Origin of the sequence: Hymenobacter aerophilus DSM 13606 (genome assembly GCF_000382225.1) — a bacterium.
Lineage (GTDB): Bacteria > Bacteroidota > Bacteroidia > Cytophagales > Hymenobacteraceae > Hymenobacter > Hymenobacter aerophilus.
Window position 1 is genome coordinate 21,902 of sequence record NZ_KB907816.1, and the last position, 14,164, is coordinate 36,065.

Annotated in this window: 13 protein-coding genes; 5 read left to right on the forward strand and 8 right to left on the reverse strand. The window is 64.0% G+C overall.

Going from position 1 to position 14,164, the window contains the following annotated elements; translation table 11 throughout:
• Nucleotides 1-36 precede the first annotated feature (36 nt).
• The 3 genes from H145_RS0112815 to H145_RS0112825 form a co-directional block, all read right to left on the reverse strand.
• Nucleotides 37-1,659 carry a DUF4153 domain-containing protein gene (locus H145_RS0112815; protein WP_026351488.1) on the reverse strand — a complete coding sequence of 541 codons (1,623 nt, stop codon included), beginning with the start codon at nucleotides 1,657-1,659 and terminating at the stop codon, nucleotides 37-39.
• A gap of 56 nt (nucleotides 1,660-1,715) precedes the next feature.
• On the reverse strand, nucleotides 1,716-2,009 hold the full coding sequence (locus tag H145_RS0112820; protein WP_019948559.1) for a winged helix-turn-helix domain-containing protein: 294 nt from the start codon (nucleotides 2,007-2,009) through the stop codon (nucleotides 1,716-1,718).
• A gap of 135 nt (nucleotides 2,010-2,144) precedes the next feature.
• Nucleotides 2,145-2,783 carry a hypothetical protein gene (locus tag H145_RS0112825; protein ID WP_019948560.1) on the reverse strand — a complete coding sequence of 213 codons (639 nt, stop codon included), beginning with the start codon at nucleotides 2,781-2,783 and terminating at the stop codon, nucleotides 2,145-2,147.
• A gap of 372 nt (nucleotides 2,784-3,155) precedes the next feature.
• Here H145_RS0112825 and H145_RS0112830 point away from each other — a divergent pair, with 372 nt between their 5' ends.
• From H145_RS0112830 to H145_RS0112845, 4 genes are all read left to right on the forward strand, one after another.
• Nucleotides 3,156-3,590 carry a hypothetical protein gene (locus H145_RS0112830; RefSeq protein WP_019948561.1) on the forward strand — a complete coding sequence of 145 codons (435 nt, stop codon included), beginning with the start codon at nucleotides 3,156-3,158 and terminating at the stop codon, nucleotides 3,588-3,590.
• 58 nt (nucleotides 3,591-3,648) lie between these two features.
• Nucleotides 3,649-4,488 carry a hypothetical protein gene (locus H145_RS21215; RefSeq protein WP_019948562.1) on the forward strand — a complete coding sequence of 280 codons (840 nt, stop codon included), beginning with the start codon at nucleotides 3,649-3,651 and terminating at the stop codon, nucleotides 4,486-4,488.
• Between the two features lie 163 nt (nucleotides 4,489-4,651).
• A complete protein-coding gene (locus H145_RS0112840; RefSeq protein ID WP_019948563.1) occupies nucleotides 4,652-5,524 on the forward strand; it encodes a UbiA family prenyltransferase in 873 nt (290 codons plus the stop codon).
• 105 nt (nucleotides 5,525-5,629) lie between these two features.
• Nucleotides 5,630-6,256 carry a hypothetical protein gene (locus H145_RS0112845; protein ID WP_019948564.1) on the forward strand — a complete coding sequence of 209 codons (627 nt, stop codon included), beginning with the start codon at nucleotides 5,630-5,632 and terminating at the stop codon, nucleotides 6,254-6,256.
• Nucleotides 6,257-6,268: 12 nt separating this feature from the next.
• Here H145_RS0112845 and H145_RS21220 read toward each other — a convergent pair whose 3' ends face one another.
• Both H145_RS21220 and rho read right to left on the reverse strand, forming a co-directional pair.
• Nucleotides 6,269-6,952, reverse strand: coding sequence for a DsbA family protein (locus H145_RS21220; RefSeq protein WP_019948565.1), 684 nt, complete (start codon nucleotides 6,950-6,952; stop codon nucleotides 6,269-6,271).
• A 180-nt stretch (nucleotides 6,953-7,132) separates the two neighbouring features.
• Complete coding sequence (gene rho / locus H145_RS0112855; RefSeq protein WP_019948566.1) at nucleotides 7,133-9,313, reverse strand: transcription termination factor Rho; 2,181 nt, start codon at nucleotides 9,311-9,313, stop codon at nucleotides 7,133-7,135.
• Between the two features lie 564 nt (nucleotides 9,314-9,877).
• Here rho and serS point away from each other — a divergent pair.
• Nucleotides 9,878-11,158 carry a serine--tRNA ligase gene (gene serS, locus H145_RS0112860; protein ID WP_019948567.1) on the forward strand — a complete coding sequence of 427 codons (1,281 nt, stop codon included), beginning with the start codon at nucleotides 9,878-9,880 and terminating at the stop codon, nucleotides 11,156-11,158.
• A gap of 147 nt (nucleotides 11,159-11,305) precedes the next feature.
• On the opposite strand, the gene H145_RS0112865 is transcribed toward serS, so the two are convergent.
• The 3 genes from H145_RS0112865 to H145_RS0112875 form a co-directional block, all read right to left on the reverse strand.
• Complete coding sequence (locus H145_RS0112865; RefSeq protein ID WP_019948568.1) at nucleotides 11,306-11,755, reverse strand: OsmC family protein; 450 nt, start codon at nucleotides 11,753-11,755, stop codon at nucleotides 11,306-11,308.
• A gap of 180 nt (nucleotides 11,756-11,935) precedes the next feature.
• Nucleotides 11,936-12,589 (reverse strand): hypothetical protein, encoded by a 654-nt coding sequence (locus H145_RS0112870; RefSeq protein ID WP_019948569.1) that lies wholly within the window; start codon nucleotides 12,587-12,589, stop codon nucleotides 11,936-11,938.
• A gap of 292 nt (nucleotides 12,590-12,881) precedes the next feature.
• Nucleotides 12,882-13,946 (reverse strand): glycosyltransferase family 9 protein, encoded by a 1,065-nt coding sequence (locus H145_RS0112875; RefSeq protein WP_019948570.1) that lies wholly within the window; start codon nucleotides 13,944-13,946, stop codon nucleotides 12,882-12,884.
• Between the last annotated feature and the right edge of the window lie 218 nt (nucleotides 13,947-14,164).

Sequence of the window (14,164 nt, forward strand, 5' to 3'; positions counted from 1 at the left end):
CCCTCTCCCGGAGGGGAGGGGCCGGGGGTGGGGTAGCTACTTCAGGGCTTTGTAGGCTACCGATTCGGCGCCGGTCCAGCTTTGCCAGGTGCGCTGGCGCGAGTAGGTGCGCTGCCAGGCTTGCAGGCGCTGTTGGATGAGGGCGCGGGCCGCGGCGGGCGGGGCCGTTGTTTCGCGGTAGCTGCCGGGCGGGCTGATGATGATGCGGCGCATGCCGTCGAGCACCTGCTGGCGGGCGGCCAACTCGGGCAGCACGCGGGCGGGCATTTCGAGCAGGAAGCCCAGGTCGAGGGTTTGGAAGCGGGCGTTGAGGTTGTAGCGGGCAATCCAGATTTCCCAGTTGCCCAGCGCCAGCAGCAGCAGCAGCCCATAGGCGGCCAGCGAGTTGAGGCGCACCAGGGCAAAGGCCGAGCGGCGCTGCCAGATTTTGAGCAGCACCGTAATCAGCCCGAAAAAAGTCAGCAGCAGAAACCCATACACCCCGATGCGCTTGTAGGCCAGGCCCGTGTGCTGAATATAATAGTAGTTGCGCAGGCCCACCGACACGGCCAGCACCGCATTCTGCACCACCCACACGGTAGCGCCCCAGCGCAAAGCGGCCAGACCGGGCTGGTAGAAGTTGAGGTTGCGCCGGAAAAACCACAGCACAATGCCCATGGCCACCAGAATGCTGAAGATGAGCACGTAGGTCCCCTCGTGCACGAACTGCGTGAGGTCGAAGCCAGGGGCCGGCACGAACCCGAACCAAATCCAGCGGATGTCGATGATGTTGACCACCAGCAGCAGCGCGTTTACGAGGCCGAAGACGGCCAGCGCCGCCAGGTACTCCTTGCGCAAATCGAGGGCTTTGCGGTCGAGAGCCCGGAAATCGGGCCGGCGCACGCCCAGCGAGGCCACCCGGTCGCGCTGCCGCCGCACAAACTCGCCCAGCCGCGACTCCTGGTCCTGGAAATAGTGTAGCGGCACGACTACCAGCGCCCCGGCCGTGAGGGCCAACCCGACCAGAAAAAACAGCAGATGCGGCACGGAAACGGCCGGCAGCAGCGCCAACAGCCAGTCGCCGAGCCGCTCGAACACCTGCCCGGCCAGGGCGGCGTAGCGCGGATTGGCCAGCACGAACAGGAAATGGAACACCACCAGCACCGCCAGCGGCGCCAGCAGCAGCCGGCCATAGAAGCGCGTGCGGCTCCATTTACCGGCCCCGTTGCTCGGCAGCCGCAGGTAGGGCAGCAGCCCCGGCAGCACCCGCACGGCGCCCCCCAGCGCCGTCAGCAGCGCGAAGAACACCAGCCGCAAATGAGGCTGGTTCACGAAGCCGAGCAACATGACGAGCGAAGCCACGCAGGCCAGCCAGGCCGCCGCCGAGCCGTACCACAGCACGGCGCCCGCGCTCAGCAGCGTGCCAGCCAGCACCGCCCGGAAGTAGCCCGAGCGCCACACCGCCGCATGCTTCGGCAGCCCCATGAGCGTAGCCGCCACCACAAACAGCGTGTAGAGCGCCAGATTCAGGCCCACGCCCTGCCGGTAGAACAACACGTCGAACAACACGGCACCCAGCGGGAGCAGCAGTTTCTGGAGGGCCGTGAGGGGCAGCGGCCGGCGGCGGGCCGCGGCAGCAGGGGCCGCCGGTGCGGCGGGAACAGCAAATGTCGTCATCATAATTATTTTAAAAGAACTTTGTAATTCAAAGTTTAAAGCCAAAAAAAAGAGCCTGGCTAGCCCCGCAGCAGTTTTTCCAGCGCCGCCAGATGCTCTTGGAAAGCGGTTTTGCCTTCTTTGGAAGCCGAGTAGGTGGTGTTGGGCTTCTTGCCGACAAACTGCTTGCTGACGCTCACGTAACCCGCTTTTTCGAGGGCCGCCACGTGGCTGGCGAGGTTGCCGTCGGTGAGGTCGAGGGCCTCTTTGAGTTCAGTGAAGCTGACCACCTCGTTGGCCATGAGCACCGCCATCACGCCCAACCGCACCCGGTTGTCGAAAGCCTTATTGAGCGTGTGAATCAGGTGCTTCAAAGCGGTGAGATAGTGAAATGGTGAGCTGGTGAGTTTGATGTTCGAGGGGCCTGGGGGCGCGAACGGTGCATACGGTGCGAATGGTGCATTCTGGCAAGTGGAACGGCAAACTCACCAGCTCACCATTTCACCACCTCACCTTTCGTAGCGGTTATACATCAGCAGGCCGTAGCCGATGTGGCCCAGGCCGAAACCGAGGGCAAAGAACAGCAGGCCGAGGCCGGGAATCAACATGGCGACCAGGCCAAGGCCGATTTCGGTGAGGCCCAGCCAGCGGATTTCGTCGAGCGTATACTTGCTGGCATTGAGCAGGGCCAGGCCGTAGAAGATGAGCATGCCCGGCACCACCTGCGTTACGGCGCCATCCACATACAGGGCAATGCAGAACAGGCCGCCCGCCACCAGCGGAATGGCCAGGCTGATGGCCAGCCGTCGGCCCAGCGCGCTCCAGAGCGGCTGCCCGTTGCGGCGGGCCCGGCGCACCGTGAAGAACATGGCTACCAGCAGCGCCACCACCACAATGCCGCCCGCCAGCCCCAGCAGAAACGGCAGCACCGCCCGCCGCTCGGCGGCTGAGCTTTCCAGCAGGCCCAGGTAGCCGGCATCGGGGTACAGCCCTTTCAGGTACCAGTGCCCCAGTCCGGCGCCGGCCAGCGCCACCAGCCCCGCCCCTACCCCGGCCAGCCCGCTCAAGGAAATAAAGCGCGACGACCGCTCCATGATGGCGCGAATCTCGGTGAGTTGGGCGAGCGGGTCGGGAGTGGGCTGGGCCATAGGTCTGAAAGAACTTTGCGTTACAAAGCAACTAGTATTTCGGCGGTTTCCCAAATACTACCGCTTCTTTTTTTGCCCAACCTCCCGTCTGTCCGGCTAAATCGGCGCAAGCTGGTGGGGCTGGAACTCGCTGCCCGCTCGCCAGGCACTGTCCCAGAATGGACTACCGGCCGCACATAGCGACTGTAGTGCGGGTCTGTAACTGCCCTGGCAGCTGCCTGGAGACAGATGGAGTACGAACCAATTTGAAACAGGATTTTCCCAACAAAAAACCGCCTTAAAACAAACCACAAGGAACTTTTGCGGCGTAAGTTCCTGCATCAGCTACCTTCTTCACCGCACTTATTTTCTCATCTCTTACGCGCTACCGCTATGCCTCACCTGTACACTTCGGCCAATCAATCTACTATCGCCCGCACCCTTATTCTGTGGCTGCTAAGCAACGTGGGTGGCACCCTTTGGCTGACGCTGGATTTTGCCAGCGAACGACTTGATGACTACCCGATTGCCCTGATGGTGGGCCTGACGGCGGCGCTGACGTCGCTGGCCATTGTGCCGCTGGTGCTACCCTTCTTCGTGCTGATGGGCCGCTTGCGAGCCGACTGGCCGCGCCGCACCATAGCCCTGACGGGCATTACTCTGTTTTTCCTGCTGGCCAACCAGCTGCTGCTCGGTTTCATCCCGATGAAGTCGGTGGCCGCGCTGCTGCCCTTTTCTTTGCCCTACGGGGTGGCCGCAGTGCTGGGCGTGCTCTGGCTCTACGGTCCGGCCCGGCACGTGGCCGCCCCTAAGCAGTCGGTTCGCTAGCTGCCGGCCGGCGCCAGTGGGGCCAACGCAGCGCCCACTCTGCCCGTAAGCCCACGGCATGAAGCTGCGCCTGCATCTGTTCGAGTTTGAGGATTTGCCCTGGTTTCCGAAGTTGATTCGGGCCGGGATGATGGACTATTTGCGGTTTATGATTTCGGCCCTGGGTACCTACCGGCCCATTGTGCCGCTGCTGCGGGCGGCACTGCGCCACACGGGCCAGTCGCGGGTGCTGGAGCTGGGGGCCGGGGCGGGCGGCGGCACGGCCGGGGTGCTGCGCGGGCTGCGGGCCGGCGGCCTGCCCGATGCCCGCATTTGCCTCACCGACCTCTACCCCCAGCCGGCGGCCTGGCGCCCGCTGCAAGCCGCCACGCCCGGCCTGGAGTTTGCGCCGGAGCCCGTAAACGCGCTGGCCGTGCCGGCCGAACTCACGGGCTTCCGCACCATCTTCTCCGCTTTCCACCATTTCCCGCCCGTCGCCGCCGAGGCGCTACTAGCCGATGCCGTGCGACAGCGCACCGGCATTGGCGTGTTTGAGGGCGCGGGCAAACACTGGCTGGAGCTGCTGCTGGCCGTGTCAGTGCTGCCGGTGGCCCAGCTGCTCATCACGCCCTTTATTCGTCCGTTTCGTCTCAGCCGGCTGTTTTTCACCTACGTGGTGCCCCTGATTCCGCTCTTCACCATCTGGGACGGCTGCGTGAGCATTCTGCGCATGTACCCGCCCGAGCAGCTGCTGGTCCTGGCGCACCGCGCCGACCCGAAAGGCCGTTTCAACTGGCAGGCCGGCAAGGTACGCCACTGGTGGGGCCCCGAGGTTACGTATCTGATTGGCGTGCCGCGGGTGAAGGGTCCGGAGGATACCGAGAACGTCATTCAGAGCGGGGCGAAGAATCTCGCCTGAACCGGTGTACGACAAAGGCGCAAAGATTCAGGCGAGATTCTTCGCTCCGCTCAGAATGACACCCCTCTTTTATCTCCTGAAACATCCTGCTTTCTCACTCATCCTCCCATTCTACTACATTTGCCCCACCCACTTCTCCCCCACGCGCATTATCCATTCCTGATTGCCAATTACTAATTATAAAAACGCCCTGCCGCTGCTGCGGATACCGTTTTCGGTGTACCTGATGCCGGTGTTCTGGTTTGGGCTGAGCGCGTTGCGCGAGCCGTTCAGCGGGTGGCGGGCGGTGGGCGTGTTCGTGGTGCTGCACCTGCTGGCCTACCCCGCTTCCAACGGCTACAACAGCTACTACGACCGCGACGAGGGCAGTATCGGCGGCCTGCGCACGCCTCCGAAAGTGTCGCCCGAGCTGCTGCATCTGGTGTGGCTGTTCGATGCGCTGGCGGTGCTGGGCGGCTGGCTGCTGAGTCCGGTTTTCGCGGGGCTGGTGGCGGTGTACCTGCTCGTATCGAAGGCCTACAGCTACGAGGGCATCCGGCTCAAAAAGTACCCGCTGCTGAGCACGGCCGTAGTGGTGGTATTCCAGGGGGCCTACACGTTTCTGATGACCCAAGTGGGCGTGGGGGCCAATTCGGGCCAACTGCTGGCCCCCGACAATCTGCTGCTGGCCTTGGTGAGCAGCCTGTTTCTGTGTGGCTCCTACCCGCTCACCCAGGTGTACCAGCACGCCGAGGATGCCCGCCGCGGCGACCGAACGCTCAGCCTCCGGCTGGGCCTGCGGGGCACGTTCGTGTTTGCCGGGCTGGCGCTGGCCGCCGGGGCCGGGCTGCTGGCCTACGCCTACCTGCGCCGCGCCGAGCCCACGCACCTACTACTGTTTCTGGTAGCTACCGGCCCCGTAGTGTGGCTGTTCGGGCGCTGGGCCTGGGCCGTGTGGCAGAATGAGGCCGCCGCCGACTTCGACCGCACCATGCGCATGAACCAGGTTTCCTCGCTGTGTTTGAGCTTGGCCTTTGCGCTGATGCTGTTCTTTTAAACCTGCCGGCAGAAGTGTGGCAAGGCCGTGGAGCGGGCTTATCCGGAGCTTCAACTGTGGCGCTTACTTTTCGTAGAAAACCCCACCCACTTCTCCGTCTCTGCTATGCTTCACCGCCGCCTGCTGCTCCTCGCTTCGCTACCCCTGGCCGTTGCCTGCTCCGGCCCCACCGACCAGCCAACCGACCCGGCCGCCACTTCCGCCGCCACTGATACGCCAAAAACTCCGCTGGAACCGCTCGATACGGCCCGCGCCGCCGCTGTTGCCATGGAGTCCGACACGCTGCTGACGAGCCGGAGCCGCCACGTATTCTCGGATCCGGCCGCGCCCGACGTATTTGCGCTGGTGCTGCGCGGCCCGTCGGTGCTCAGCGGCGAGGCGGCGTTTACCATTACCACGGCCGCCGGGCAGGTTATTTTCCGCGAAATCCTGACTTCGCCCGACCTGGAAGCGGCGCTGGTGTACGAAATGAAAACGCCCACCGCTACCCAGGCCGAGCGCGAGGCCTACGTGCGCCGCCGCGTGCGGGAGTTCTTTGCCGAAAGCAACTTCCGGCGCCCGGCCCTGGCCGCTGCCTACCCCAGCCCCGCGCCCGCCAGCCCCGACCGTACCACCTGGAACGACCTGCGCCAGCGCCCCGACGCCGTGCGTTTCGACTATTTAGTCGGGAAAGAAGACCGCCGCCACATCGCCTGGTCGCCGCTGAGCAAGCAGGTCGTGCATCTGCCCTGAAGCTGTAACCCGTCAGTTGCCGGCCTGCTCGCTGGCCGCCTGCGCCAGCGCGTCCTGCAGGTTGCGGGCAAACACCTCGTAGCGCTGGAAGCCGCGGCTGAGCACGTAGCCCTGCGAGCCGGCCCGCAAAACAATGGTTGGAAAGCCCTGCACGCCAATGCGGCCCACGGCCTCGAACTCGCGCCGCACCGCATTGCTAGTTTCGGGTAGCGCAAACCGCCGCGCAAACTCGCCGAAATCCAGCCCCAGCGCCTGCACCAGCGGCTCGTAGGTGCCTACGGCGTTCAGGTCTTCGCCGCGCGCAAACAGCGCCAGCTGCACTTCGTGGGCAAAATCCAGCACCCGTGCCTGGGCATCGAGCTGGCGCACCACGTACAGGGCGCGGGCCGGCGCTTCGGAATCCTGGAAATACGTGCCGGCGGCGCCCAACTGCTTGTAGGCTTCGCCAAACTGCACGCCGGTAGCCTGCTCTACCTGCAAAATGGCGCCTGCAATGTAGCTCCAGTTGGCGCCGATGGGCTCGGCCCGCTCGCCGGCCAGCATGCCGCCGCTGAGCACGGATACCGTCAGGCGGCCCGCAAAATCGGCCTGGATGCGCTGCATCACCGGGCTCATGCCGTAGCACCAGCCGCAGTAGGCGTCGTAGATATAGAGGAGTTCGGGCAGGTCGGGGGTGGCAGAAGTAGTTGGTTGCATAAACTAGGGGGACTTTAGAACGGCCGTAGCGCGAAGCTTCCGCTTCGCGTATCGTTGCGGACGGCCGCGCCAAGCGGTTTCGTTCTACGATACGCGAAGCGGAAGCTTCGCGCTACAACCAGGCTTGCGCTACAGAAACATAAACTATCAGCTAATGGCTAAAAGCTAACATCTCAAACGTTAGCCGTTCATGGCCAGCAGGAACTCTTCGTTGTCCTTGGTGCCTTTCATGCGGTCTTTGAGGAATTCCATGGCCTCGGAAGCCGTCATGTCGGACATGAACTTGCGCAGCACCCAGATGCGGTTGAGCTCGTCCTTGCTCATGAGCAGGTCTTCGCGGCGGGTGCCGGAGGCCGGCACGTCGATGGCGGGGAAGATGCGCTTGTTGGCCAGCTTGCGGTCCAACTGCAGTTCCATGTTGCCAGTGCCCTTAAACTCCTCGAAGATAACCTCGTCCATTTTGGAGCCGGTTTCGATGAGGGCAGTGGCAATGATGGTGAGCGAGCCGCCGTCCTCGACGTTGCGGGCCGCGCCGAAGAAGCGCTTGGGCTTGTGCAACGCGTTGGCATCGACACCACCCGACAGAATCTTACCCGAGGCCGGCTGCACCGTGTTGTAGGCGCGGGCCAGACGGGTAATCGAGTCGAGCAGAATCACCACGTCGTGGCCGCACTCAACGAGGCGTTTGGCCTTTTCCAGCGCGATAGTGGCGATTTTTACGTGGCGGTCGGCCGTTTCGTCGAAGGTCGAGCTGAGCACTTCGGCCTTTACGGTGCGGGTCATGTCGGTTACTTCCTCGGGGCGCTCATCGATGAGCAGAATCATCAGGTACACCTCGGGGTGGTTCTCGGAAATCGAGTTGGCAATTTCCTGGAGCAGCACCGTTTTGCCGGTTTTGGGCTGGGCCACAATCAGGCCCCGCTGGCCCTTGCCGATGGGGGCGAACAGGTCGAGAATGCGGGTGCTGTACTGGGCCGATTTGGTGGACAGCTTCAGGCGCTCGTCGGCGAAGAGCGGGGTGAGGTTGTTGAACGGGATTCGGTCGCGGGCTTCTTCCACCGAGCGGCCGTTCACGCTTTCCACGCTCACGAGGGCGAAATACTTCTCGCCTTCGCGGGGCGGGCGAATGGTGGCTTTCACCGAGTCGCCGGCCTTAAGAGCAAACTGCTTCACCTGCTGGGGCGCCACGTAAATGTCGTCGGGCGAGGTGAGGTAGTTGTAGAACGGGCTGCGCAGGAAGCCGTAGCCGCCGTCGGGCATCATTTCCAGCGTGCCTTCGCCGGGAATCACGAGGTCCATTTCCGGCACCTTGCTGGCGCGCTGCTCCTGGCGGTCCTGGCGCTGGTCGTTGCGCGGCTGGTCTTGGCGGTCCTGGCGCTGCTCCTGGCGGCCCGAATCCGAGCGGCCGGCGTCGCCCCCGCCGTTCTGGCGCTCGGCCAGGCGCTGCTGGCGGGCCAGCTCGCGGGCGGCAAACCGCTCTTCGCGGCGCTGTTCGCGCTGCTCGCGGCCATCGGGGCGGTTGCCGTCGCGCTGGCGGCCTTCGCGGGGCTGGTCGTTGCGGTTTTCGCGGCCGTCGCGTCCATCCCGGTTCTCGCGTCCTTCCCGGTTTTCGCGGCTACCGTCCCGGTCGCCGCGGCCTTCGCGGTCGTCGCGGAAGTTGCGGGGCTGGTCGGAGCGGCCGTTGCGGGCTGGTTCGCCGGTTTCGCGCGCTGCTTCGGCCGGGGCGGCGCTTTCGGTCATCTCGTCGGAAAGCGCCACGTCGGTCAGGGCAGCATCGGCCAGCGCGGCGTCGGAGGCGGCAATGGGGCGGCCGGCGCGGTCGGTGCGGGCGCGGCGCTCGGGGCGCTGGTAGAGCTTAACGGGGCGGTCGGCGCCGGTTGTTTCGGTGGTTGCGGCTTCGGGAGTCGAGGCAGTGGCCGGTTCGGCGGGCGCGGCGGCTACGGTTACATCGTCGAAAGTGGGCGACGGGGCCGGCGCGGCGGTTTCGGGGGCCGGGGCCGGCGTTTCAGCGGGAGCCGGCGCGGCGGGCTCAGGCTGGGCGGGGGCCTGCTCGGCGGCAGCCGCGGCAGTGGCTTTGGTGCGGCTGGCAGCGGCCGTACGGGCAGCGGGCTTCTTTTCGGCCGCGGCTTTGGGCGCGCGGGCGGCGGGCTTTTTAGGCGCCGCGGCCTCAGTGGCTTCGGGGGCCGTTTCGGCTTTAGCCCGCGGCGCAGGCTTGGGCGCGGGGCCCTTCGCCTGGTGGTCTAAAATCTTGTAAATCAGGTCCTGCTTGCTTAGCTTCTTGAAGTTGCCGACCTGAATGGTTTCGGCAATTTCCTTCAATTCGGACAACAAACGGTCCTTCAGCTCGTCGATGGTGTACATATACTGAGGTAGGGGCAACAAAAGGGGGTTCGGGGCCGCGCACTCCCCACACCGGCGGGGAAAGGGGCATTCCGGGCACCAGCGGCAACCGCTGAGCGGGGCCTGACGCAGGGAAAAGCAGGAAATAGGGTAAGTGAAGCCGGCTGGCGCGGGGCAACAACGGGCGGGGCGTACAGAATAAAAAAGCTAACGGGCCCGCCGGCCAGGGCCGACTTGTACGTGCAATGTTAAGGGAATAAGCGGGAACTGCCAAATCGGCCTTTCGGCCCGGGCCCTCAGGCGGGTACCGGCGGCCGGGCGGCCAACCGGCAGAGCGAATAAGGCGGTGGAAAAGAAGGCGTTTCGGCCGGAATCCGCTGTTGCCCCATACGGCGGCGCGCCGCGAAAGGATGCATCCGGCTGCCACACCTGCCTGCTAAACCCGCGCGGCCGCCCGGCAGGTTCCCGGGTCGAGGGGCTGATTTGGCGGACCGAAGCCGGGGCGCGAAACGGCCGGCGCTTGGCCGCCGAAATCAAACGGCTACTTTTGGACTTCCGAATCTGATATTTCTGCGCCCCGCCGATATGCTGCAAGTTGCCGTTCTGAAAGAAAACACCGCCGCCGTGCTGGCGGCCTTGGCCAAGCGCCACTACCCCACCGCCGAAGCCGACGTGCAGGCCGTGCTCGACCTCGACCAGCGCCGCCGCGAGCTGCAAACCGGCCACGACCAGGCCCAGGCCGAAGCCAACGAGCTGGCCCGCCAGATTGGCGGCCTGATGAAAAGCGGCCAGAAAGCCGAGGCCGAAACCCTCAAGGCCCGCACCGCCGAGCTCAAGCAGCAAACCAAAGCCCACTCCGAGGAGCTGGCCGACACCGAAAAGCAGCTCCAGCAGCTGCTATACAAGCTGCCCAACCTGCCCCACGCCAGCGTGCCCGAAGGCCGCGGCGCCGACGACAACGAGGTGGTGCGCGAGTGGGGCCAGAAGCCCGAACTGGCCGCCGACGCCAAGCCCCACTGGGACCTGATTGAGCAGTACGACATCATCGATTTCGCGCTGGGCAACAAGATTACCGGCGCCGGTTTCCCGGTGTACAAGGATAAAGGTGCCCGGCTGCAACGCGCCCTCATCAACTTTTTTCTGGATGAAGCCCGCGCCGCCGGCTACATCGAAGTGCAGCCCCCTATTCTGATAAACGAGGCCAGCGGCTACGGCACGGGCCAGCTGCCCGACAAGGAGGGCCAGATGTACCACGCTACCGCCGACGACCTGTACCTGATTCCGACGGCCGAGGTGCCCATCACCAACCTCTACCGCGACGATATTATTGCCACCGACCGGCTGCCCATCCGCAACAGCGGCTACACGCCCTGCTTCCGCCGCGAGGCCGGCTCGTGGGGCGCGCACGTACGCGGCCTCAACCGCCTGCACCAGTTCGACAAAGTGGAAATCGTGCATATCACCCAGCCCGAAAATAGCTACGCGGCCCTCGACGGCATGGTGGCCCACATTGAAGGGCTGCTGCAGAAACTGGAACTGCCCTACCGCGTGCTACGCCTGTGCGGCGGCGACATGGGCTTCACCTCGGCCCTCACCTTCGATCTGGAAGTGTGGAGCGCCGCCCAGCAGCGCTGGCTGGAAGTCAGCTCGGCTTCCAACTTCGAAACCTACCAGGCCAACCGCCTCAAGCTGCGCTACCGCCCCGAAGACGGCGGCAAAACCCAGCTGCTGCACACGCTCAACGGCTCGGCGCTGGCGCTGCCCCGCATCGTGGCCGCCCTGCTCGAAAACAACCAGACCCCCGAAGGCATCCGCCTGCCCGAAGTGCTGCACTCGTACTGCGGGTTTGCGATGATTGGCGGATAATCAGGGAAGTTATGTGGTGAAAAGCCACTGTCATTCTGAGCGGAGCGAAGAATCTCGCGTGCAATAGTAAACCTATCGTCAGGAGTTACTTTGGCACGCGAGATTCTTCGCTCCGCTCAGAATGACAGGTCTACTCACTCTACCTCCTCACTCACTCACCGTCGTGACGATGCGCAGGCTGGCCTGCAGGGTTTTCTGGACGGGGCACTTGGCGGAAACAACTTCCAGCCGCTGGCGCTGCTCGGACGTGAGGGGGCCCAGCAGGCGCAGCTCCTTCTCGATTTGCTCCAGCATCTGGCCCGAATCTTCGCACTGCTCGCAGTCCTGGGCGTGCACGCGGCCGTGGCGCAGGTGCACTTCAATGCCTTCGAGCGGCCACTGCTTGCGGCTGGCGTAGAGGCGCAGCGTAATGGCCGTGCAGGCCCCCAGCGCCGCCAGCAGCAAATCGTAGGGCGTGGGGCCGCGGTCGAGGCCGCCTACGCTCACCGGCTCATCCACGAGCATGGTGTGGCGGCCGGCCAGAATATCGGCCGTCAGGGCCTCGGGGCCCACTTTCACCAGCACGGCGTACTCGTTGGCGGGCGTATCGGTCGTCATGGCGGCAGGGGGTAGGTTTTGGTGGAAGTAGCGCAAGGCCGCTGCTCTTCTGGCAATACGCAGCCGTTGGCCAGCCGTTGCGGCGGGCAGGGCCGGGGTGGGCAAAAGCGAAGGGCCGCCCGTGCTGTTGCACGGGCGGCCCCTGGTAAAAAGCAGGTTGCGGGTCGGCTGGCGGCCTGATCAGGATTTGGGGGTGTAAGGGAATCTCTTGGAGGCATTGCGCATCAGCGCATCCACCACCGAGGCCGACGAGCTGAACACCGAGCCGGCGGCTACATAATCGTATTTCCAGAGCAGTTTGCCCTCTCCGGCTTCGTGAATATTGACGCTGATGTTGGCCTGGTTGGTGGCGCCCCAGGCGCCTACTAGCAGCCCCACGGCCACGGCCGCCCCGTCGCTCATGGGCTTGGTGGTGCGCACGCTGGTTACCAGCACGGCATCTACGCCCAGCAAATGGGCCAGCTCCTGCGGCGTGTGGCTGCGCAGTTCGGCAACCGGAATGCCACTTTCGCGCAGCCGGGCGTTGGTTTCCATCACGTTCTGGAACTGCACGGTGTAGCCGCGCTGCTGGCTGCGGCGCAGCAGCCAGGCAAAAATCTGCTCCTGGAAGTCAGCACCGCTTTTCTCCTCCATCGACAGCCGCTGCTCAGCCGAAGTGCTGCGGGCTTGGTTGGGGCGCATCTCCATCGTTACCGCGGCGGGCAGGATGGCGACGGTTTTATGCTGGGGCGCGTAGGCGCGGAAATCATTAGCCAGATAGATAGAAGGCCCGCAGGCCGTCAGGAAAAGGCATAGCAGGGACACAGCCCACACGCTAAGGGTAGAGGTTTTCATCAAATGAAAAAAGAAGGATAGAAAAAGAGGGAAAGTACGCCACCCGACCAATCGGCGCCCCACCTGCAAAACGGGCATCCGACTGAATTGAATTTCGCCGAAAAATAGTAATTGTTCAGCAAAAATACTCTTCCGCTAAAAAATTTTCAATCGATTATAAATCAGTTAGAAGCCGCTGCATAAAGCTTTACCGCGCCCTTCCCTGATCTGAGCAGACACCCGGCATAAGTTCAATCTTTGCATTGTACCATCACCGTCGGCACTCCCTGCCTCTGCGCCGTTGCGCCCGGCCCTACCGCCCGTCGCGGGCCGGGGGCAGGTCGAGGTTGAACACGATGTCGCGCATGCACTTGAAATGGCCCTGGGGGCACTTGGCAAACCCGATTTTCGAGCACGGCCGGCAGGCGAGGCCTTCTACCTGCAGCAGCCGGAACTCGGTGCGGTAGGGGTACATGCCGAACTCGGGCACGGTGTTGCCCCACACGCTGAAAATCTCCTTCTCAAACGCCGCCGCCACGTGCATCAGCCCCGTATCGTGGCTCACCACCAGCTGCGCCTGCCGCACCAGCGAGGCCGATTGGTTGAGGTTGAACTTCCCGCAGGCGTTATAAATAAGGGTTCTTGGGGCCGGAGAAGCTGGTTGCCGCGGGAAATAGTACGGGCTTTCCGGAATCCGGGGCTCGGCGGGCGGCGAGGCGGCGGCACCCGCATCAAAGGCCAGCTCGATGATGTGGCCGGTGCTTTCGTCGGTGGGGCCGCCGAGCAGCACCACCGGCCGCCGCAGCAGCCCGCACAGCTCGATGATGCGCTCGGTGGGCAGGCGCTTGGTGGCGTGCTGGGCCCCGATGGCGAAGGCCACGTAGCCCTGCCGGAACGCGGGCGGCAGCACTTCAGCCACGTCCACTTCGTCTTCCTCGGGGATAAAGTAATCGAGCCCGCGGTTGTCGTTGCGCACGCCCAGCGGCGCGGCGGCGGCCAAATAGCGGTCCACGATGTGCACGCGGGGCAGCGTGTCAATCTTCCAGTTCACCAGCAGCCATTTGCGGGCGTTGAGCTTGTCGAAGCTGCTCGATTTCACCCCCAGGCGGGCCTTGATGATGGCCGTGCGCAGGTTGTGGTGCAGGTCGATGATGAAGTCGAACTGCTCGGCCCGCAGCTCAGCCACCAGTTCGCCCAGGCTGCCCGTCAGGCAGTGCACCCGGTCCACGTAGGGGTTGTTTTCCACGATGCCGCGAAAGGCCGGCTTGGTGGCAAAGTGCACCACGGCCCCCGCCACCTGCTGCTTCACGGCCCGGATAACGGGCGTCGTCAGCACAATGTCGCCGATGGAGGAAAACCGCAGAATCAGTATTTTCATGTGCGTTGAGAGCAGAGAAAAAGTGTCATGCTGAGCGTAGCCGAAGCATTCTACTGTTATGCTAATCCTGCCATTAGAGTTACCAATGCGGTAGAGATGCTTCGACTCCGCTGCGCTCCGCTCAGCATGACACCGTTCTTTATAAGTACTTACGCAAAGGGGGCCGTAGGCTTGTAGCGCGAAGCTTCCGCTTCGCGTACCTTTGAACATAATCACCT